At 72.9% G+C, this 19,862-nt stretch carries 22 protein-coding genes; 9 read left to right on the top strand and 13 right to left on the bottom strand.

Going from position 1 to position 19,862, the window contains the following annotated elements; all coding sequences use genetic code 11:
• Positions 1-2: 2 nt before the first annotated feature.
• On the bottom strand, positions 3-563 hold the full coding sequence (locus tag ACWEVS_RS24100) for a helix-turn-helix domain-containing protein (protein ID WP_354914456.1): 561 nt from the start codon (positions 561-563) through the stop codon (positions 3-5).
• A gap of 61 nt (positions 564-624) precedes the next feature.
• On the opposite strand from ACWEVS_RS24100, the gene ACWEVS_RS24095 reads away from it, so the two are divergent.
• Complete coding sequence (locus ACWEVS_RS24095; RefSeq protein ID WP_452553378.1) at positions 625-1,398, top strand: NAD-dependent epimerase/dehydratase family protein; 774 nt, start codon at positions 625-627, stop codon at positions 1,396-1,398.
• A 239-nt stretch (positions 1,399-1,637) separates the two neighbouring features.
• Here the strand turns inward: ACWEVS_RS24095 and ACWEVS_RS24090 are convergent, their stop codons facing one another.
• Complete coding sequence (locus tag ACWEVS_RS24090) at positions 1,638-2,681, bottom strand: serine hydrolase domain-containing protein (protein ID WP_452553376.1); 1,044 nt, start codon at positions 2,679-2,681, stop codon at positions 1,638-1,640.
• A 214-nt stretch (positions 2,682-2,895) separates the two neighbouring features.
• On the opposite strand from ACWEVS_RS24090, the gene ACWEVS_RS24085 reads away from it, so the two are divergent.
• Both ACWEVS_RS24085 and ACWEVS_RS24080 read left to right on the top strand, forming a co-directional pair.
• Entirely contained in the window at positions 2,896-3,645 is a 750-nt protein-coding gene (locus ACWEVS_RS24085) for a bestrophin-like domain (RefSeq protein ID WP_452553375.1), read from the top strand.
• On the top strand, positions 3,642-4,988 hold the full coding sequence (locus ACWEVS_RS24080; RefSeq protein WP_452553373.1) for a hypothetical protein: 1,347 nt from the start codon (positions 3,642-3,644) through the stop codon (positions 4,986-4,988). Before ACWEVS_RS24085 ends, ACWEVS_RS24080 begins: the two co-directional genes overlap by 4 nt.
• 227 nt (positions 4,989-5,215) lie before the next feature.
• Here ACWEVS_RS24080 and ACWEVS_RS24075 read toward each other — a convergent pair whose 3' ends face one another.
• The gene (locus tag ACWEVS_RS24075; protein WP_452553371.1) at positions 5,216-6,133 is read right to left on the bottom strand and encodes a zinc-binding dehydrogenase; all 918 of its coding nucleotides are present in this window, start codon (positions 6,131-6,133) and stop codon (positions 5,216-5,218) included.
• Between the two features lie 78 nt (positions 6,134-6,211).
• Between ACWEVS_RS24075 and ACWEVS_RS24070 the strand changes: the two genes are divergently transcribed.
• Both ACWEVS_RS24070 and ACWEVS_RS24065 read left to right on the top strand, forming a co-directional pair.
• Positions 6,212-7,285 (top strand): winged helix DNA-binding domain-containing protein, encoded by a 1,074-nt coding sequence (locus tag ACWEVS_RS24070; protein ID WP_452553369.1) that lies wholly within the window; start codon positions 6,212-6,214, stop codon positions 7,283-7,285.
• 145 nt (positions 7,286-7,430) lie between these two features.
• The gene (locus tag ACWEVS_RS24065; RefSeq protein ID WP_452553367.1) at positions 7,431-10,091 is read left to right on the top strand and encodes a BTAD domain-containing putative transcriptional regulator; all 2,661 of its coding nucleotides are present in this window, start codon (positions 7,431-7,433) and stop codon (positions 10,089-10,091) included.
• 67 nt (positions 10,092-10,158) lie between these two features.
• Here the strand turns inward: ACWEVS_RS24065 and ACWEVS_RS24060 are convergent, their stop codons facing one another.
• Entirely contained in the window at positions 10,159-11,451 is a 1,293-nt protein-coding gene (locus ACWEVS_RS24060) for an FAD-dependent monooxygenase (RefSeq protein WP_452553366.1), read from the bottom strand.
• Positions 11,452-11,546: 95 nt separating this feature from the next.
• Here ACWEVS_RS24060 and ACWEVS_RS24055 point away from each other — a divergent pair, with 95 nt between their 5' ends.
• The gene (locus ACWEVS_RS24055) at positions 11,547-12,044 is read left to right on the top strand and encodes a cysteine hydrolase family protein (RefSeq protein WP_449918369.1); all 498 of its coding nucleotides are present in this window, start codon (positions 11,547-11,549) and stop codon (positions 12,042-12,044) included.
• Between the two features lie 33 nt (positions 12,045-12,077).
• On the opposite strand, the gene ACWEVS_RS24050 is transcribed toward ACWEVS_RS24055, so the two are convergent.
• On the bottom strand, positions 12,078-12,476 hold the full coding sequence (locus tag ACWEVS_RS24050) for a MerR family transcriptional regulator (protein WP_449918372.1): 399 nt from the start codon (positions 12,474-12,476) through the stop codon (positions 12,078-12,080).
• A gap of 65 nt (positions 12,477-12,541) precedes the next feature.
• Between ACWEVS_RS24050 and ACWEVS_RS24045 the strand changes: the two genes are divergently transcribed.
• A complete protein-coding gene (locus ACWEVS_RS24045) occupies positions 12,542-13,765 on the top strand; it encodes an MFS transporter (RefSeq protein WP_452553364.1) in 1,224 nt (407 codons plus the stop codon).
• A gap of 186 nt (positions 13,766-13,951) precedes the next feature.
• Here ACWEVS_RS24045 and ACWEVS_RS24040 read toward each other — a convergent pair whose 3' ends face one another.
• Genes ACWEVS_RS24040 through ACWEVS_RS24015 form a run of 6 tightly spaced genes read right to left on the bottom strand, consistent with a single transcriptional unit; the run spans position 13,952 to position 16,793 of the window.
• On the bottom strand, positions 13,952-14,281 hold the full coding sequence (locus ACWEVS_RS24040) for a hypothetical protein (RefSeq protein WP_452553362.1): 330 nt from the start codon (positions 14,279-14,281) through the stop codon (positions 13,952-13,954).
• A complete protein-coding gene (locus ACWEVS_RS24035; protein ID WP_449918377.1) occupies positions 14,275-14,796 on the bottom strand; it encodes a hypothetical protein in 522 nt (173 codons plus the stop codon). The genes ACWEVS_RS24040 and ACWEVS_RS24035 overlap by 7 nt, the downstream gene beginning before the upstream one ends.
• A 54-nt stretch (positions 14,797-14,850) precedes the next feature.
• Entirely contained in the window at positions 14,851-15,015 is a 165-nt protein-coding gene (locus ACWEVS_RS24030) for a hypothetical protein (protein ID WP_449918380.1), read from the bottom strand.
• Positions 15,003-15,539, bottom strand: coding sequence for a hypothetical protein (locus ACWEVS_RS24025; RefSeq protein ID WP_449918382.1), 537 nt, complete (start codon positions 15,537-15,539; stop codon positions 15,003-15,005). Before ACWEVS_RS24025 ends, ACWEVS_RS24030 begins: the two co-directional genes overlap by 13 nt.
• Positions 15,529-16,044, bottom strand: a complete 516-nt coding sequence (locus tag ACWEVS_RS24020) for a hypothetical protein (protein ID WP_449918385.1) — start codon at positions 16,042-16,044, stop codon at positions 15,529-15,531. The genes ACWEVS_RS24025 and ACWEVS_RS24020 overlap by 11 nt, the downstream gene beginning before the upstream one ends.
• On the bottom strand, positions 16,041-16,793 hold the full coding sequence (locus ACWEVS_RS24015) for a hypothetical protein (RefSeq protein WP_452418411.1): 753 nt from the start codon (positions 16,791-16,793) through the stop codon (positions 16,041-16,043). Before ACWEVS_RS24015 ends, ACWEVS_RS24020 begins: the two co-directional genes overlap by 4 nt.
• Before the next feature lie 143 nt (positions 16,794-16,936).
• Here ACWEVS_RS24015 and ACWEVS_RS24010 point away from each other — a divergent pair, with 143 nt between their 5' ends.
• Positions 16,937-17,524, top strand: a complete 588-nt coding sequence (locus tag ACWEVS_RS24010; RefSeq protein ID WP_452553361.1) for a hypothetical protein — start codon at positions 16,937-16,939, stop codon at positions 17,522-17,524.
• 40 nt (positions 17,525-17,564) lie between these two features.
• Here ACWEVS_RS24010 and ACWEVS_RS24005 read toward each other — a convergent pair whose 3' ends face one another.
• Positions 17,565-18,452, bottom strand: coding sequence for a phosphotransferase enzyme family protein (locus ACWEVS_RS24005; RefSeq protein WP_452553359.1), 888 nt, complete (start codon positions 18,450-18,452; stop codon positions 17,565-17,567).
• Between the two features lie 116 nt (positions 18,453-18,568).
• Between ACWEVS_RS24005 and ACWEVS_RS24000 the strand changes: the two genes are divergently transcribed.
• Entirely contained in the window at positions 18,569-19,603 is a 1,035-nt protein-coding gene (locus ACWEVS_RS24000) for a fatty acid desaturase family protein (protein ID WP_452553357.1), read from the top strand.
• Here ACWEVS_RS24000 and ACWEVS_RS23995 read toward each other — a convergent pair.
• Positions 19,577-19,810: a hypothetical protein gene (locus ACWEVS_RS23995; RefSeq protein ID WP_354914428.1), complete on the bottom strand. Its 234-nt coding sequence runs from the start codon at positions 19,808-19,810 to the stop codon at positions 19,577-19,579. The genes ACWEVS_RS24000 and ACWEVS_RS23995 overlap by 27 nt on opposite strands.
• Positions 19,811-19,862: the final 52 nt, after the last annotated feature.

The following is a 19,862-nucleotide window of genomic DNA, read 5'->3' as shown; positions in this document are numbered from 1 at the left end:
GCTCAGTCATGTGTCTCTCCCTTGGGGTAGCAGGCCACGGCCAGCTTGAAGGCGTCGCCCTCGGCGCCGCCGTATCGGGTGAAGAGGTCCTGCAGGGCGTCGCGCAGGTCGTTCATGAACTCCTGGCGCCGCTCGGGCGGCACCCTGATCTCCCCCGAGACGCCGATGGACGGCAGCTCGGAGGCCGTGCGATCCAGGGCCGCGATGTCGGCTTGGACCTCCTCCATCAGGTCGAGGAGGTAGCCGAGCGACAGCTCGTCCTGCGCCTTCCTCAGGCCGCCGATGCGCCCGACGAGACGGGGTGAGAGCCAGTAGGAGCGGGCGGTGGCCTGATAGATGCCTTCGCTGATGCCGCGCACCTTGCGCTCGGACACCTGCTCGACCAGCCCGGCCTCCACCAGCCGTTTGACGTGGTAGTAGACGCGTTGCGGGGTCTGGGAGAGCCGGGCGCCGACCTCGGTGCAGGTGCGCGGCTCGGCCAGCTGCCGCAGCACCTCGATGCGCTGCGGCTTGAGCAGGGCCTCGGCCTGCTCGATCTGTTCCAGGTACAGGACGTCTCTCATTGCGAAAACAATGTTGTACGTAAAAATCCTGCTTGTCAATGAGCGTGACAGACTCCGGCGCATGGCTTTGGACACCGTGGTAGTGACAGGAGCCGCCGGGCTGGTGGGGACCGCGATCCGCGGTGCGCTGCGCGAGGCGGCCACCCGGCTGGTGCTCGTCGACCGCAGGCCGCTGACCCCCGAGGCCCCCGGCGAGGAGGTACGGCAGGCCGTCCTCGACAGCCCCGAGACGGTGGCCGGCATCGTCGCGGGCGCCGACGCGATCGTGCACCTGGCGGGCGTGCCCGACGAGGCCCCGCTGCCCGACCTGCTGGAAGGCAACGTGCTGGGCACCCACCACGTCCTCGAAGCGGCCAGGCGCGCGGGCGTGCCCCGGGTCGTGCTCGCCAGCAGCAACCGGCTGACCGGGTGCTACCCCTCCGCCGTGACCGTCTCCCCCGACATGCCGCCCCGCCCCGACGGCCTGTACGGCGTGAGCAAGGTGGCCGTCGAAGCCCTCGGCAGGCTGTACGCCGACAAGTTCGGCCTGGAGGTCGTGTGCCTGCGCATCGGCAGCCTCGAACCCGAACCCGCCGACGCGCGCCAGCTGTCGACCTGGCTGAGCCCCGGGGACTGCGCCGGCTTCTTCGTCGACGCGCTCACGCGGAAGGACGCGGGCTTCCGCACGCTCTACGCGGTCTCGGCCAACACGCGGCGCTTCTGGGAGCTGAGCGAGGGCTACCAGCCGCAGGACGACGCCGAGGCGTACGCCGGCACGCTCGGCGACACGGAAGGTCCGGCACTCCAGGGCGGCGCCTACGCCGACCCGGCGTACACCCTGCGGCACCTGACCTGAGGCCGCGCGGAATCACCCCGGGGCGGCCCGACCCCCCGCCCCGGAGCCGCGGCTCGACTCCCACCCCCGAGCTACCGAAACGACCGACCCGTCCCCTGTGCCCGGATCCACGGGAAGACCGCGGCATCCGCCTCCCGCTGACTCGCTGCAACGCCCGCTTCCCAGGACTCCCTCCTCTCGCGAGGACCCAGAGGCCGGGCTTCAGGGACCTGGCGCCCGGGCGTGGAGCGGCGGGCGGGTCACGGCAGGAGGGGCAGGATCTGGTTGACCGTGCTCGCGTCCGCGAGGGAGAAGCGGGTCTTCGTCAGCGCGAACGCCAGCCCGGCCGCGGTGTCGCCGAAGGCCGCGCTCCCGTTGATGCCGACCATGCCGAAAGCGGTCTCGGGGCGCGAGCCGTCGGGACGGCCCGCCGCGTAGCCCAGCGCCCACGTGACCGGGTTGCCCATGAGCTGGTCGGTGCCGGTGAAGGCGGGCGCGGTCACCTCGCGCAGGTGCTCGGGCGACAGCAGGCGCACGCCGTCCACCTCGCCGAGCAGGGCGGCGTACATCCGGGCGATCGCGCGGGCGGAGAAGGTGCCGCCCGCGGGGATGTCGGCGGTGAGCACGTCGGCCCTGTTGGCGTAGTCCGCGCCGGGCATGAGGGCGCGGGGCGTGCCGGGGAAGTCGCCCATGGCGGCGAGGATCGCGGCGTTGCCAGGCGCGTCGTCGAGGCGGGCCACCCTGCCCAGCGCGGCGGCCGGGACGCCGAGGAACAGCTCGTCGGCGATGCCGAGCGGCTCGGTGATCTCCTCACGGAGCACCTGCGAGACGGGTCTGCCCGTCGCCCTGCGGACGACCTCGCCGAGGATCCAGCCGAACGTGTGAGCGTGGTAGCCGGTCTTCGTGCCGGGCTCCCACCACGGCACCGAGCCGGCGATGCCGCGGCACATCGTGTCCCAGTCACTCAGGTCCTCGACCGTGGTGCCCTCCGGTACGGCGGGCACGCCGACGGTGTGAGTGAGCGCGTGCCGTACGGTGGCCGCCGCCTTGCCGTGCGCGCCGAACTCGGGCCACAGCGCGGCGATCGGCGTGTCGTAGGACAGCACTCCGCGCGCCACGAGCACGTGGACGACGGTGGCGGTGACGGCCTTGCCGGTGGAGGCGCTGTAGACGAGAGCGGACGGCGCGAGGCCGCCGGCCGTGGCGTCGACGACGAGCTCGCCGTGCCGGTAGACGGCGACCTGGACCCCGCTCTCGGCACCCGAGGCGACCAGTTCGTCGATGGTCTTCTGGATGGTGTTCACGCCGGGCACACCTCCTGCCCCGCCTGACCGGTCAGCTCGACGAGCATGTCGCGCTGCTCGTCGGACAGCGTGCCCGCGGCTTCCGGGTTCATGGAGATCGTCAGTAGGTAGTTCATGCCCCTTGGTCGGACACCGCCGGGCGTTCTCGACACGCCGCGGAGAAAATCTTTGCGTGTTCGCGACGTGACACACCGTAGTCACTAGAGTCTGGGTCATGCTTGCCCTGATTGCCGCCGTGGCGGCCGCCGTCGCCGTGGTCGCGCTCACCGCCTTCCTGTTCAGGAAGCTTGGCACCGAGGACCGCGACCCGGGTGGCCCGTCCACCGGCCACGCGGGCGCGATGCTGTCGGCGCTCTTCCTCCTGGTGTTCGCGATCGCCATCATCGTGCCGTGGACCACGGCCGACGCCGCCCGCCAGAACACCTTCGCCGAAGGCCAGGCGGCCGTGGAGACCTACTGGGCCGCCGGCGACCTGCCCGAGGCCGACAAGATGTGGATACGGCAGAGCCTGAACGACTACGTCAGGTTCGTCGTGCGCGACGAATGGCCGCTGATGGCGGAGGGCAGGATGTCGCCCGAGGGCGGAGCGCGCCTCGACGCGCTGCGCAACAGGATCGACGCGGCCGACCTCGACGCGAACGCCAAGGCGCAGGTGCTCGACAAGGTCGAGGAGCTGTCGGCGTCGCGCAGCCGCAGGGCCGCCGACGCGGGCACCACGCCGCCTTCGGGACTGCTGTGGCTGACCGTGCTGACCGGGATCGTGGTGATCGTCTTCCCGTTCCTCGCGGGGGCGCGGCCGCGCGGACTCACCCTGGTGCCGCTGATGGCGATGGCCGGGATGCTGGGCGTCGGCATCTACCTGACCTGGGACATCTCGCACGCGTTCGCGGGGGCGCTGGCGGTGGGGCCTGAGGCGTTGCAGGCCGCGCTGCAGGAGTTCCAGCGGATCGCGGGGAGCGCGTGAGGGCGGCGGCACTGGTGGCGGGCGCGCTCTGCCTGGGCCCCGCCCTGCCCACCATGCCCCAGCCGTCCGCCACCCCCGACCCCGCCCTCCCGACCTCCGCCGCCCTCTCCCTTCGCACGTCCGCCGCCCCCGGCTCCGCCGTTCCCATCTCCACCGCCGTCTCCCCTCGCACGCCCGCCACCACCGGCTCCGCCCTTCCCACCTCCACCGCCGTCTCCCCTCGCACGCCCGCCACCCCCGGCTCCGCCCTCCTCAACCCGCGGAAGAGCACCACCACGTCCCACCCCGTGACCGCAACCCGAGAGATCGCCACCTCCCACCCCGTGACCGCTTCCCGCAAGACCGCTACCTCCCCCGCCGCGGTCGGCACCCGCGGTACCGCCGCCTCCACACCAGCGGTGGCGGCGCGGAAGAACCTCACCCCCGACGCGACAGGCACGACCCCGAAGAACATCACCCCCGGCCCGGCGACCAGCGCCCAAAGGGACGTCACCACCGACGCGACAGGCACGACCCCGAAGAACGTCACCCCTGAGCTGGCAGCCACCGCCCAGAAGAACGTCACCACCGGCCCGGCAACCACCGCCCAGAGGAATGCCACCGCCGACGTGACAGGCGCGGCCTCGAAGAACGTCACCGCATACCCGGCGCGCATGGCGCACGACAGCGCCGTCTCCGGCCCGGCGGTCGCGGCGCGGAAGAAGGTCACCGCCTACCCGGCGATCGGGGCCCGCGGAGGCGCCGCAGGGAGCGGCTACGGTCCGCGCCTCACGCGCCGGGCGGGCGCCCGCCCGGTGGCGGTGCACCAGAAGCACGTCACGCCCGAGGAAGAGGCGGACGAGCAGGGGTGGGTGAGCGTGACGGCACCGGGCCCCGGTGACAACGCGGTCGAGGTGAGCGTCGGCGTCGCGGTGTGCATCAGCGTGGCGAACGTGGTGGTCCAGGTCGGGCCGGACGCCTGCCAGCCCCCTCCGCCGCCCCCCGCGCCCCCCACGCCGCCCTCCCCCACCCCCCAGCCCCCGGAGCCCGAGCCCGAGCCGAAGCCCGAGCCGAAGCCGCAGCCGCCGCCCGAGCCGACCCCCGCCCCCACCCGGCCGAGAAGCAAGCCGCCCAGGCCCACGCCCCGTCCTGAACCGGTCCTGCCCGTGCGCGCCCGTCCACCGGTCAAGACGCCGGTGGCCACGCCGGCACCCTCGAAGCCGCCCGTGCCGCAACACGTCCACGCCAAGCCGGAGGAACCGAAGCCGCAGCGGCGCAATCCGATGCGTTCGGTGCTGTTCCTGGTCGTGCTGACCACGGTGATCGCCTCGACCACCGCGGTCGCGTTCGGCGCGATCAGATAGGGGGAACCGCGACCGCTCCGCATGGCCGAGGAGGGGACCCGCGACCGCCCGGCGTGGCCGAGGAGGGGACCGGCGACCGCCCGGCGTGACCGGTTCGGCGCGATCGGGGAGGGAAACCCCGGCGGCCGGGCGGGATCACGTAGGGAAGCCGGGCGGGATCACGTAGGGAAACCGTGCCGCCCGGCGCGGCCGGCGAGAGGAACCCCGGCGGGTCGGGTGTGCCGGGGTCAGATGACCAGCAGGGTCTTGCCCGTGGTCTGGCGGGTCTCGATCGCGCGGTGTGCCGCGGCCGCCTCCTCCAGCGGGTAGGTCTGCCCGATCGTCGGCACCAGTTGCCCCTCGGCGGCCAGTTCCAGCGCTCTGGCGACCAGCCGGCGTAGTTCGTCCTGGCTGGGCGGTCCGCCGCGCTCGATGACGGTGATCGGCAGGCCGTCCGTCCGCGACCACGACCCGCTCGCCATGCCGTACAGGCTGGCTCGGCCGCCGGGGCGGAGGGCGGTCAGCGCCTCGGTGCCCACGTTGCCGCCGACCCCGTCGAAGACCACGTCGACTTCGAGGGAGCTGGCCCATCCTTCGGCCGAGTAGTCGACGTAGGAGCCGAAGCGCTCCACGAGTTCGCGCTTGCCGCGCGCGGCCCCGGTCACGACGGCCCCGGCGGCCTTGGCCAGTTGCAGGAGCAGGCCGCCGACGCCGCCGCCGGCGGCCAGCACCAGGACGCGCTCGCCGGGCTTGATCTCCGCCTGCTCGTGGAGCATCACCGCGGTACGCCCGTCGGCGAGCAACGCCACCGCGTCGCGCAGCGGCACGCCGTCCGGCACGGGTACGGCATCGGCGGCGGCGGCCACGGCCAGCGAGGCGTAACCGCCCGCGCCGCCGGTGGTCGTCACCACTGTCGTTCCGACCAGCCCCTGGTCGACGCCTGGACCGACGGCGACGATCCTGCCGCCGACGCCGTTGCCGGGCGTGCGGGGCAGCGCGGGCGGCGCGAAGGGCCCGGTTCCCGCCCTCACCTGGGTCTCGACGAAGGTGATGCTCGCGAACGCCACCTCCACCAGCACCTGGCCCTCGCCGGGGGCAGGGTCGTCAACCGTGCGTGGCCGCAACACCTCGGGCCCGCCGAACTCGTCCATCACGATCGCTCTCATGCACCCACTCTAGCGGAGCGATTCGCTCCGCATGAATAGCGGAACGAATCGTGCCGCAATGGCTCCTACGCTGAGACCATGAACTGGAACGCCCGTCGTCTCGCGCGCCACTTCCCCCAGCAGGGCGGCCCCGCCGACGTCGTCGCCGCGATGTGCGGGGCGCACGCGCAGATCCTGTCCGCCGCCGAGCTGTCGGTCAGCCTCCGGCTGCCCGGCACCACCAGGGTGGACGTCCGCGAGGCGCTGTGGACCGAGCACAGCCTGACCAAGACGTACGGCCCGCGCGGCACCGTGCACCTGCTCCCCACCGCCGACCTGGCCATGTGGACGGGCGCCCTCTCGTCCATCCCCGCGGGACGCGTCGACCTGCTCACCCCCGACCAGATCGAGAAGGTCGTCGAGGCGATCGGCAGCGCGCTCAAGGACCGGGCACTCACGATCGACGAGCTGGACGAGGCGGTCGTCGACATCGCGGGCCCCTGGGCGGGCGACCGCGTCATGGACGCCTTCCAGACGAAGTGGTCGCGCTGGCGCCAGGCGACCCACCTGGCGGCGCACCGGGGCGTGCTCGCGTTCGGGCCCAACCGGGGCCGCAAGGTGACCTACACCAGCCCGGACGTACGGCCCGCCGACCCTGGGACCGCGCAGGCCGAGCTGCTCAGGGCCTACCTCCACTCCTACGGCCCGGCCACGCCCCAGCACTTCGCCCGATGGCTGGCGGCGCCCGTCACCTGGGCGGCCAGGGTGTTCGAGCGGGCGGCGCTCGACGAGGTCGAAGGCGGCTGGGTGAACGCGGGCGACACCGAGGCGCCCGGCGAGCCGGCGAGAGGCGTGCGGCTGCTGCCGTACTTCGACGCCTTCGTGGTCGGCTCGCATCCGCGCGAGCAGCTGTTCCCCGGCAGGGCGTGGGACCGCGCGCTGGGCGGCGGACAGGCGGGCAACTATCCGGTGCTGCTGGTCGACGGGATCGTGGCGGGGGTGTGGCACCAGCGCCGGTCCGGCAGGCGCCTGGACGTCACCGTGGAACCGCTCGACGAGCTGAGCGCCGCGCAGCTGAAGGAGCTGGACGAGCAGGTCGGCAGGGTGGGCGAGATCCTGGAGGCCACCCCTCGGCTGACGATCGGCACGATCACCGTGGGGCCGCACGCGTAGCCGATCGGCGCGCTCCGTCCGGTGGCGGTGTTCAGAGGTGAACACCAGTCAGGTGACGAGGCCGGCGGCAGGGTGTGCGGGTGGGCAGCGGGTCAGGTGACGGGGTCGGTGACGGTGTCCGGAAGGGGCACGCTTGGATGTGGGCATGCGCATCGGGATACTCGGCCCCCTCCACGTGCCAGGCGCGACGGTTCGCGGCGCCCTGCCGCGCGCGCTGCTGGTCAGGCTGGCGCTCGACCCCGGCAGGGTGGTGGCGGCCGAACGCCTCGTCGACGACCTGTGGCAGGACGACCCGCCCGCGCACCCGGCCGCCGCGCTCCAGTCGCTCGTCTCGCGCGCCCGCAGGGAGGTTCCTGGCCTGATCGTCACGCATCCGTCCGGCTACCTGCTCGACGTGCGGGCCGACGACGTCGACGCGTGGCGGTTCGAGCGGCTGGCGCGCGAGGGCGCGGCCGAGGAGGCGCTGTCTCTGTGGCGCGGTACGGCTCTCGCGGACGCCTCCGGCCTGCTCTTCGCCGTCGCGCCCACCGCCCACCTCGAGGAGCTGCGCCTGGCGACGCTCGCGACGCGGATCGGGGCCGACGTGGCGCGGGGTGTCGACGCGACGGCCGAGCTCGAGGGGCTGGTCGCCGCGCATCCGCTGCGGGAGCCGTACCACGCGCTGCTGGTGCGGGCGCTGCTGTCGGCAGGGCGGCGGGCGGAGGCGCTGGAGGTGTTCGAGCGGATCAGGCGGCGGCTGGCCGACGAGCTCGGCACCGACCCCGGTCGCGAGCTGCTCGACGCCTACGAGGCGGCGCTGCGGGAGGATCCGGGCTCGACGCTGCCCGCCCAGCTGACCAGCTTCGTCGGGCGTGCCGCCGACGTGGCCAGGGTGCGCGAGCTGCTCGGCGTCGCCAGGCTGGTCACGCTGACCGGTCCGGGCGGCGCGGGCAAGACGCGGCTGGCGATCGAGACCGCCGCCACTCTCAGGGTTCCCGACGGTGTGTGGCTGATCCCGCTCGCGCCCGCGTCGGACGTGCTGACCGCGCTGTCCAGCGCGGTGAAGGCCGCCGATCCCGTGGCGGCGCTGCGCGGCACCTCCCCGGTGATCGTGCTGGACAACTGCGAGCACGTGATCGACCAGGCGGCCGACGTGGCGGCGCGGCTGCTGGCCGAGATCCCGGGGCTGCGCGTCATCGCCACCAGCAGGGAGCCGCTGGACATCACCGGCGAGCACCTGCACGCCGTGCCGCCGCTGGACGAGGTGGCGGCCGTCGAGCTGTTCCGCGACCGCGCGGCCGCCGCCAGGTCGGGGCTCGACCTGTCCGGTGTGGCGGACATCTGCCGCGAGCTCGACGGCATCCCGCTGGCGATCGAGCTGGCCGCCGCGCGGCTGCGCACCCTGTCGCCCGCGCAGCTGGCCGCCCAGCTCGGTGACCGGTTGTCGTTGCGCGGCAGCCGTACGGCCGAGCCCCGGCACCGCACGCTGCGCGCCGTGATCGACTGGAGCTGGGAGCTGCTGTCGCCCGGCGAGCGGCGGCTGCTGGCCAGGATGTCGGTGTTCTCCGGCGGTGCCACCTACGAGGCGGTGCGCGAGGTGTGCGGGCCCGGCATCGAGTCGCTGGTGGACAAGTCGCTGGTGACGTTCACGGGCGAGCGCTACACCGTGCTGGAGACCGTGCGCCGTTACGCCGCGGAGAAGCTCGACGACCCGTCGGTCGTGGCCGCCCACGACGGCTACTACACCGCGCTGGCCGAGCGGGCCGACGCCACCCTCAGGACGGAACGCCAGCTCGAAGGGCTGGCGGTGTTCGAGGCCGAGCAGGCCAACCTCGACGCCGCCCTCGGCCGTACCGACGATCCGCTCAGGCTCTTCCTGGCCAGGACCTGGCTGTGGATCATGCGGGGCCGGCGGCGGGAGGCCCGGGCGTGGGCGTCCAGGATGCCCGCGGGGGACGGGTTCGCGGCCGAGCTGTGCGCGGCGGTCATCGGCGGCGAGCCGGGTCCGGCGCTGCTGGCCTCCGACCATCCCGCGGCGCTGGCCTGGTGGGGGCTGACCGGCGCGGCCGCCGCGCCCGGCGACGTCATGGCGCGGGTGCGAGGGTCGCTGGCCAGGCTCGGCGACCACCCCGACCCGTGGATCAGGTCGACGGTGCGGCTGATCGCGGGCATCGTCGAGTTCGAGTACGGCACGCCCGGCGCGGCCGACGCCCTGCTGGCGACCGCCCTCGACGGCTACAGCGCGACCGGCGACCGCTGGGGCAAGGCCATGACCCTCACCTGGCTGTCCCTCGCCGCGGAGAACCGTGGCGAGACGGCCCGAGCGCTGTCCTTCGCCACGGAGTCCGTACGGCACGCCACGGCCATCGGCGGCCTGGAGGCGATCCCCGGCCCCGTGATGCTCAGGGTGCGCCTGGCCCAGCTGCATGCCAGGCTCGGCGACTTCGCCGCCGCCGGGGCGGCGCTCGACCAGGCGTGGGAGGCGGCCGAGTCCGACCCGGTGGCCCGCGCCCGCGTCCTGCACGGTCGGGGCGAGCTGGCGCGGCGCGGCGGCGATCCCGTGACGGCCGCGAAGCTGTTGCGCGAGGCGCTGACGCTCGTCGAGGGAGCGCCCGCGCAGCTGGTGGCGCTCATCCATCTGGAGCTGGCCACGGCGTCGGGCTCGCGCGACCACGCGGACATGGCGCTGGAGCTGACGGCGGGGTGCGACGACAAGACCGTGCGGGCGACCGTGCTGGAGGGCGCGGCGGCGTGGCGGCCCGCCCCCGAGGCGGCCGCCATGGTGGCCGAGGCCCGTCGGCTACGCGGTCTCGACACCGAGCCGTGAACCGGTGGGCGCACGCAACGCCGTGCCGGTGAGCGCACGCAACGCCGTGCCGGTGGGCGCACGCTCGCTACGCGGTCTCCACGCCGAGCCGTGACAGGTAGGCGCGCACGCCCGCCTCGTCGCCGTCGTAGCCGACGTAGCCGTCGGGCCGGACGAGCAGCACGCCCTCCTGGCCCGGCAGCGGGGGCAGCACCCGCGCCGCGTCGCCGTACCGCTCGGTGGTGTCGGCGAGCAGCGTGAACCGGCCGCCGCCGTACACGCCCGGCACCCGCTCACCGCCGCGTGGCCCCTCCGACAGCGGGCCGTACCAGTAGCCGAGGGTCAGCTGCTGCGTCTCCTCGTCCCGTGTGTGGTCGCCCTCCCTCAGCAGGCGGGTGCTCAGCCCGAGCACGTGCTCGGCGACCGGCATCCGCTCCTGCTCGTAGCTGTCGAGCAGCGGCTCGGAGCCGACGGCCAGCTTCCAGCCGAGGTTGTAGGCGTCCTGCACGCCGGTGTTCAGCCCCTGGCCGCCGGCGGGCGAGTGGACGTGCGCCGCGTCGCCGGCCAGGAAGACCCTGCCCACCCTGAACCGCTCGGCCATCCTGATGTTGACCCGGTACTCCGACCGCCAGACCACCTCCGTCGGCTTCACGCCCGCGTGCTCGTCCAGGATCCGCGTCACGTCGTCCTCCCCGGTGTAGGGGGCGGTGAGCTGGAACAGGTCCGTTCCCGGCAGCGGGCACAGGCTCACGTCGAGCTTGCGGCTCGCCATGTCGCCCCACAGGTGCCAGTGCCCCCTGTCGACGTCGGGGACCTTCACGTCGGCCAGCAGCATCCGCTCGCTCTCGAACGTCTCCCCCACGAACCCGACGCCCAGCGCCTTGCGCACGGTGCTGCGCCCGCCGTCCGCGCCCACCAGGTAGGCGCACCTGATCCGCTCGCCGTCGGCGAGCGTGGCCGTCACCCCCTCGGCGTCCTGCTCGAACGCCGTGACCTCCACGCCCAGTTCCACCTCGTGGCCGAGCCGCGCCAGCCGCTCCCTGAGGATCCGCTCGGTGCGCCACTGCGGCTGCATGATCACCATCGGGTACGGCACGCTCGCGCTGGGCTCCTCCGGCTCGTGCATGCGGCCCTCCCACACCGTCTGCCCGTCCTTGTAGGCGCGCAGCGGAGGATAGACCGCGCCCGTCGCCAGGATCTCGTCGATGACCCCCATGTCGTGGAAGATCTCGAGCGTGCGCGGCTGCAGCCCCTTGCCCCGCACACCCTCGGGGTGCACGGGAGACTTCTCCACGATGCGCAGGTCGACGCCGCGGCGGGCCAGCTCGATGGCGAGGGTCAGTCCGGTCGGCCCGGAGCCGACGATGAGAACGTGTGTCATGCCGCTCACCCTGCACGGCGCCGCTGTCATATCGCTGTCATGGACTGGCGGCGGCTGTCATGGCGCCGCGCGCAGTGATTCGATACGGTGTTCGGGTGCTTCTGCTCATCGACGTCCAGCGGAACATGCTGGAGCCCCCCACCCCCGTCCCGGCCTGGGAGAGCGTGTCAACGGCGATCGGCGCCCTGCTCGACCGGGCGCGCGCCGCCGGCGAGCCGGTGGTCTGGGTCCGCAACAACGGCGGGCCCCGCGATCCCGACGTGCCGGGTTCGCCGGGGTGGGAGCTGGTCCACCGGCCGCTCGAGGGTGAGCCCGTCATCGACAAGGAGGTCCCCGACTCCTTCGCCAACACCGACCTGATCGACCTGCTGCCGCCGGCCGGCCACGTGGTGGTGGCGGGCATGCAGAGCGAGTACTGCGTCCGCGAGACCTCGCTCACGGCGCTGGCCCTCGGCCACGAGGTGACGCTGGTCAGTGATGCCCACGCCACCTACGACGCCGACCGGCCGGCCGGCGAGATCGCCGCCGAGGTGGAGAGGGAGCTGGCCGCCTCGGGCGCCAGGATCGCGCGGGTCGACGAGATCACCTTCTGAGGGCGTGGGCCGTGCGCGGCCCGCCAAGGCGTGTCAGGGGGTCGCGGGGGGCTCGGGCGCCGGGCCGGGTGCGGCGTCGGCGCGGACGGCGTCGAGGTAGTCGGCGATCGCGTCCCTGTTGCGGGTCAGGCAGGAGATGCGCCGGGTCATGCGATCGCGCTCCTGTTCCAGAGTGGAGAGCATCTCCGGTGTCGCGTCGGTGAAGTGGATGATTCTGGGCTTGTCGAGGCAGGGCAGGATCTGTTTGATGATCCTGGTCGGCAGGCCCGCGTCGAGCAGCCCTCTGATCTGCAGGACCCGGTCGACGAGACGCTCGTCGTAGGTGCGGTAGCCGTTCGCGCAGCGGTCGGGGGCGATCAGCCCCTGCTCCTCGTAGTAGCGCAACAGCCGGCGGTGCGTGCCGGTCCGCTCGGACAGCTCTCCGATGCGCATGTGCTCCACCTCACACCTCGTCACATTGACCTTCACATCTATGTGATGGTTTGAGCATACGAGCCATGAGAGATCACGACACCATTGTCGGTCCCCGCGCCGCCACCGATGACCGGAAACTCCCGCTCGCCGCGCTTCTGGCGTTGACCACGGCCGCCTTCATCACCGTTCTGACCGAGGCGCTGCCCGCCGGCGTGCTTCCCGCGATGAGCGCCGACCTCGGCGTCAGCGTGTCAGCGATGGGGCAGTCCGTGACGATCTACGCGATCGGCACGGCGGTCGCGGCGATCCCGCTCTCCGCCGCCACGGCGGGGTGGTCGCGCAGGCGGTTGCTGCTGGCCGGGGTGGCGGGGTTCGCCGTCGCCAACACGGTGACGGCGGTCTCGGCGTCCTTCCCGTTGACCATGGCGGCCAGGTTCGTCGCCGGGGTGGCCGCGGGGCTGGTGTGGGCCCTGCTGGCCGGGTACGCCCGCCGGCTGGCCCCCGACCACCTGCAGGGCAAGGCGATCGCGGTCGTCATGGCGGGCATCCCGCTCGCGCTGTCGCTGGGCGTGCCCGCGGGGACCTTCCTCGGCGGGGTGCTCGGCTGGCAGGTGACGTTCTCGGTCATGACCGGAGTGGCCGTCGTCCTGGTCGCGTGGATCCTGCTGGCGGTCCCCGACCAGCCGGGACAGCGGCGTGCCGGCCGGCCGCCGATCCTGCGGACCCTCACCGTCCCCGGCGTGGCCCCCATCCTGGTCGTCACGCTGGTGTTCGTTCTGGCGCACACCATCCTCTACACCTACATCGCCACCTTCCTCGACCGGTTCGGCATGGGCGACTCGGTCGACCTCGTCCTGCTGCTGTTCGGCGCCGCCTCCCTGGTGAGCATCTGGATCGTCGGCGCGCACATCGACCGGCGGCTGCGCGCGCTCACCGTCGCGGGCACCGTCCTGGTCGCCGTGGCGGCCGCTGCCCTGGCGGTGCCGGCCGGCAGCCCCGCCCTGGTCTACGTCGCGGTGACGCTGTGGGGGCTCGGCTGGGGCGGCGTCCCCACCCTGTTGCAGACCGCCGTCGGCCAGGCGGGTGGCAAGGCGGCCGACACGGCCCAGGCGATGCTCGTCACCTTGTGGAACGCGGCCATGGCGGGCGGCGGCGTGGCCGGCGGCGTGCTGCTGAACCTCCTGGGCGCCGCCTCCTTCCCGTGGACCGTCCTGGTGCTCCTGACGCCGGTGCTGGCCGTCGTGATCGCCGCGCGCACCCACGGCTTCCCCGCCCGCCGCGCGAACCCGGCTCCCTCGAAAAGTTGAGAAGGCCTCCGCATGTCGCGCAGGGCCGTCCGGCCGCGTGAACCATTTCCTCGGTCGGGAGACGCTGACCCACGCGGAGAACCCGGCCTGAATGCCCGGCGGTTTCTCCCTCTGGCGCCGCGAGAAAAGAAAGAATGGCGAAAGGAACGGCCGGAAAGCCATGCGAAAGAATGGCGCGAGGGGCGGTCATCCGGTCGTGGATCGGCGCCGGGTTCTCAGGATGGTGACGGCCAGCCGGAAAGCGGCGCGGCGGCGGCCGGGGGCGACCAGCAGCGCTCCCCGCCACATCAGCCGCAACCCGCTCAGCAGCTCGGCCCGGCCGTCCTGCGTCAGGGCGATCGCCAGCGGGCGGGCGCACGGGACCTCCCCGCGCAGCACGGGGAACTCCCGTACCAGGTGCGGGTCGCGGCAGGAACGGACGAGCACGGGCGGGGCCAGCACGCCGGACAGCGCCGACGCGATGGCCGAACACCCGCCGCACCCGCTGTCGTGGACGACGACGAGTGCCTTCACCATCCGGCCGCCCAGAGGCCGAGCAGCAGGGAAGCGATGGTCCCGACCGCGGTCGCGACGGCCAGCAGCCGCTGGTTGCCGAGCCAGAGCTCCGTCCACTCCCCGTCGTCACCGTGGGTGATGCTGGCCGCCGCCATGATCCAGCGCGCCGCGGCGAAGCCCACCGCCGCGGCCATCGCGCCGGAGAACGGCACGGCGAGCAGCAGCGACACGAGCACCAGGTGGGGCAGGGCCGACGGGGAGTACGTGCGCATGCCCGTCCCCATCTCGAACCCGAACTGGATGCCGCCCAGCACCCGGCCGCGGCCGAGCACGTGCTCGGGCACGAGCCGCCGGTTCTCCGGGACCGTCAGCGTGATCAGGCCCGCCTCCCGCAGGAAAACCACCACCGCCAGGAGGGCCAGGCCCGCGAGCCGGACGTACGGCGGAAGAAGCGCCTGGAGCACGCCACCGATCGCCCCGGCGACGAGGGCGACGCTCGACGCCCCGAGCAGCAGGCCGACACCGAAGTAGGCCAACGCACCAGAACCGCGCCAGACCGACGCGCTCAGCAGGAATGCCGAGTTGTGGCTTCAAGTGCTGCCGGAGTTGGCGTACCCGGCGTTGAGGCCCGCCCAGAGGAACAGGAGGAAGGCCGGGGCCTTCACCGCCCACGGCACCGCGGCGCCGAGCACGATCGGCGCCGCGAGGACGACGGGGTGAAGGCCCAGCCTGCGAAGTGCGATCACAGGAAGCACATGGCGATCGTCAGGCCGGTGTAGCTGTCGCCGTCGTTCCAGCGGACGAAGGTGCTGGCGTCGGAGCAGCGGTAGGTGGTGCCGCTGGAGGTCCACCGCCAGGCGTTGCGCCTGCTGCAGGTGGTGACGCGCGTGGAGGTGTAGCCCTCGTCGTAGTAGCCGCGCCAGCCTTCGAAGTGGTATCCCCTCGACCCGGACGAGCAGGGGTAGCTGCCCATCCGCCAGCCGCCGAAACAGACCTTCTTGTTGTCCACCCACCAGTTGTTGGCGCCCTCGCCGTACCCGTAGGGGTAGCCGTCACTGCAGTTGGCGGCGGTCCACTCCGAGGTGGGCCCGGCGGCGTGGGCGGCCCGCTTGGACAGGACCCACTCGAACGGCACCAGCGTGGCGGAGATCGCGCCGACCACCAGGCCGCGCAGCACGGTCCGGCGGGCGACCGGGGCGTCGGGGATGAGGCTGCGGACGAGGCTCGGGGCCGCGCCTTCGGGCGCGGTCTCGGCCGAAGGGATGAGGTCAAGACGCATGGCTGCTCCCGGAGGTCGAGAGGGAGGGGATGAGGTCGTGGAACAGGGTGGGCAGGTCGGTGTCGGCGTAGACGAACCGCCGGTCCGTGATCCGTCCCGTGGCGTCGACCGCGAGCACGCACGGGGTGTATCCCTCGTGGAGGGCGGTCCACAGGTCGGGATCGGCCACCTTCTCGACGGGTCCGTCGAAACCCTGGGCCGAGTCCGCGTGGGAGAACACCGCGACGACGCGTGTCCTGGACCGCGACACGGCCGCCGCGGCGGCCCAGACCTGCCGGCAGATGGAGCAGGAGGCGTCGAGCATGAGGACGAGCGTGCCGTCCTGGTCACGGCCGGGCCTGAGCGCGGGCGGCGCCTCGCGCACCTCGTCGTCGAGCCGGTCGCGCCCCGGTTTCAGCACGGTCTGCTCCATCATCCGCAGCCGGGCGTAGACGGCGCCGACCGCGAGGATCGCGAAGACCGACAGGAGCAGGGACAGCAGGGCGAGAGCCGTGGCGAGGCTCATCCGCCCCACACGGCCTTCACGCCCGCCAGGACGGCGGCGGCCTTGTCGTGCTCCTCGGTGCTTCTGAGCTGCGCGGCCTCGGCCGCCCGCCGGTGGAAGACGAGTTCGGTGATGGAGGTGGCGTTGGCGATGATGTAGCGCCACTCGAACGGCGTGCCGCGCACCGCGTCGGCCTGCTCGGGGTCGAGGCCCAGCGGCTCCTTCCACACCTCCGCGTCGCCCTGCGTCGCGCCCCTCCAGGTGGGCAGTTCCTCCCGCGCGCCCCGGGCGTCCTTGACCATCATGACCATCCGCTCGCTGTTGCCGATGAGCACGGTGGTGGACTGCTGGAGGTTCGCCACCGCGTCGGCCGGCACCAGCCGCGCGCCCTCCGGCGAGTCGGCGAAGGTCAGGTTCGCCACCAGGCGGTTCAGGACGGCGCGGCGGGGGGCGGGGCCGCCGAACCAGGTGGTCGCCTCGTTGTGCGGCCCCGCCCACACCAGGCAGCTGTTGGTACGGTCGGCCGCCTCGTACAGCACCAGGTCGAAGCCCGAGCGGCGGAACGTCTCGACCTTGCCGCCGGGGAAGATCTTCCTCGGGATCACCTGCCGCTGGCCGGCGGGGGCCAGGTCGAAGCTCTGGACCAGCGGGGGCCCGGCGAACCGGGTGTGCGCGTGCCAGGCCAGCTGGTCGGCCTCGGGCGGAAGGGTGATGGTGACGCGGGCCCCGTCGGGAGCTAACCGCACGATTTCGGAAAGAGTCGCGACCACGCGTCCCCCTTTTTCCAGGTGGTGAGTCACAAGAACTTCCATAGTGTTGGATCCACGGCCGCGCCCCGTCAAGGAATTTCGGAAATCCAGAAGTAGCGCAACTATCAATGACATTCGCCGCGGTTTCAGCGTGTAATGGAGTCATGACCCGCACGGGATTCTTTCTCGCCTTTCTTTTCTCCTTTCTTCTCGCCTTTCTCGGGACAGCGACGCCCGCCCTGGCGAAAGGTGTGGACAGCGGGGTCCTCACCGGCCCGGGGCTTTCCGTCCCCCTCCGCATCAGCCCGGACGACGAGCGGACGGCGGCGAGCCTGGACCTGGTCCGGGAGGGCTCGGCGGTCACCGTCGCGCTGGTCGCCGAGCTGCCGGGCGAGTTCCGTCCCGCTCCCCCGCCCGGCGACCTGGGGCCGCGCTACCGCCTCGCCTGGCACCTGCCGGAGGACGACTCCGAAGTCGTCCAGGATCTGTATCCGTACGCCGTGGGTGCCCCCCTCGTCCACACCCCGGCGCAGCGGCACGTCGTCCGGACGGGCTGGCACCGGGCCCCGGCCTTCCTCAAGGACGCGCTGGTGGGTGTCGGCCTGCCGGCCGAGCCTCCCCGGCCGTGGCGGGCCGCCTGGTGGTGGGCGGCGGCCGCCGGGCTCGTCGTGATCGTCACGATCGCGCTGTCCTGGCGCCGCCTCACGCGCGCGGCGGGCGCGAGCCGCCGGCCGACCGGCCAGACCGGGTAGCGCGCCGCGCGGGCGGGGAGCGCTCCGGGAACGGCTCGCGTCAGGGGGCCAGGCTGTGGAAGAGGGCGACGCGCTCGCGGTGGTAGTCGAGGTCCTCCTCGTCGTGGACCACCCCTGCGGCGACGGCCTTGTGGAAGTAGGCGTACTCGCGGCGCAGCTTGTGCCTGATCAGCTGGGCCAGCTCCTCCTCCGTCAGCGGGGCCGCGGTGCCGCCGGCGGCGAGGTAGGCGTCGACGAACTCCCTGCCTGCGCCCAGCTCGTCGTCGCCCCACTCCAGCGCGGCGGCGGCCAGCTCGACCTCGGGGGCGCCGACGAACGTCTCGTCCCAGTCGAGGACGGCGACGACGGCGCCGTTCCTGGCCAGGGTGTTGCCGGTGTAGTAGTCGCCGTGGAGCGGGTGCCTGACCGGGTGCGTGCGGTGGAACTCGGCCAGCCACCGGTCCAGCGCGGGGTCGTCGAGGCCGGCGGCGTCGCGGGGCGGCTCGCCGTACAGGCCTGACTCCTGGAAGGCGGGTGACGGGCGCGGGCCGGGACGGCAGTCGGCCAGGGCGGTGTGCAGGCGGGCCAGCAGCCGCGCGCCCTGGGCGCGCTGCTCGGGCTCGTCGGAGTCGGGCCAGCTCCCCTCGACGTACGGCCAGAGCGAGACGAGGCGGCCGTCGACCCTGATGACGGTGTCCCCGGTGGGGGTGGGCAGCGGGGCCACGGCCTCGGGCATCCGGTCGGCGGCGTGGCGGGCGACGGCGTGGCACCATTCGGCGTCGGCGGTGGCGCGCGAGGCGGGGCCCACCCGGACCACATGCTCGCCGAGCAGGTAGGCGGCCGACTCCTCGCCCCCGTGCAGGCGCTCACCGTCGCCGGCGGGGATGCCCCAGGCGGAGGTGACGGCGCGGCGGACAGCATCGGTGAGCGGGGTGCCGGCGTAGATCATCTCTCCAGTCTGGCCGACGCGGCCCCGACACGAGACCACCGAACTGACGATCGATTGCCCTGGTACGGGAGTGCACGCAAGGGTGGGGCCATTGTCCGACGCTCATGAGGAGCCCCGTGACCGACGTCCCCGTCACCGTCGAAGCCCGCGGCAGCGACTTCGCACGACTGGCACGCAAGATCAACGAAGCCGGCCTGCTGGACAGGCGGCCTCTCTACTACACGCTTCGCCTCAGCCTGGTGGGCCTTTTCTTCGCCGGCGGCTGGGTGGCGTTCGTCCTGGTGGGCGACTCCTGGTGGCAGCTGCTCGTGGCCTTCGCGCTGGCCTTGGCGTTCGCGCAGGTGGCGCTGGCCGCACACGACCTGGCGCACCGGCAGGTGTTCCGGACCCGCCGGCCGAGCGAGTTCGCCGGCCGCCTCGTGGGCAACCTGCTGATCGGCATGGGCTACGGCTGGTGGACCGACAAGCACACCCGCCACCACGCCAATCCCAACCACGAGGACCATGACCCCGACGTCTCACCCGCGGTGATCGTCTGGTCGACCGACCAGGTGGAGCGCGCCCGCGGCCTGCCCAGGTTCGTGGCGCGCTGGCAGGCGTTCCTGTTCTTCCCGCTGCTCACGCTGGAGAGCTGGCACCTGCACGTGGCCAGTTTCAAGGCGCTGCGCACCAAGGCGATGCGGCGGCGTGGCCTCGAGGGGACGCTGCTGGTGCTGCACTTCGTGTGGTACTTCGGACTGATCTTCAGCGTGCTGCCGTTCGGCATGGCCGTGGTGTTCACGCTGGTGCACCAGGCGGTCTTCGGTGTCTATCTCGGCTGCACGTTCGCGCCCAACCACAAGGGCATGCCGGTGCTCACCGCCGCCGACGAGCTGGACTTCCTGCGCAAGCAGGTGCTGACCTCGCGCAACGTCCGCGGCGGCTGGCTGGCCGACGTGGTGTTCGGCGGGCTCAACCACCAGATCGAGCACCACCTGTTCCCGAACATGCCCACGCCCAACCTGCGCAGGGCCCGGCCGATCGTGCGGGCGTACTGCGCGGACCTCGGGGTGGAGTACGTCGAGTCGGGCGTGTTCAGCTCCTACGGCCAGGCGCTCCGCCACCTTCACGAGGTCGGCCGCACCCTAAGAGGAGCCGAGGCGGGCGCGTAGCCGCTCCCGTCTCACCTCGAGCTCGGAGATCAGGACGTCCTGCTCGTCGGCCATGCTCAGCATCGCCGCCCGCTCGATCGCATCCGTCGCGCCCATGTCCCTGACCTGGGCGCGAATCTCGGCGGTCGACCCTTTCAGCTTCGCGATGTCCTCGTCGAGCCGGCGAAGCTCGTCTTCGGGCCGGCGGCGCTCATCCTGTGTGCTCATTCCGATCCCTTACCCGGCCGAAATGCCTTCAATGTGTAGAGGAGAGCGGCAA

It is taken from the genome of Nonomuraea sp. NPDC003754 (assembly GCF_053605785.1).
The sequence above is the reverse complement of the archived record's forward strand: the minus strand, read 5'-3'. Positions and strand labels throughout refer to the sequence as shown.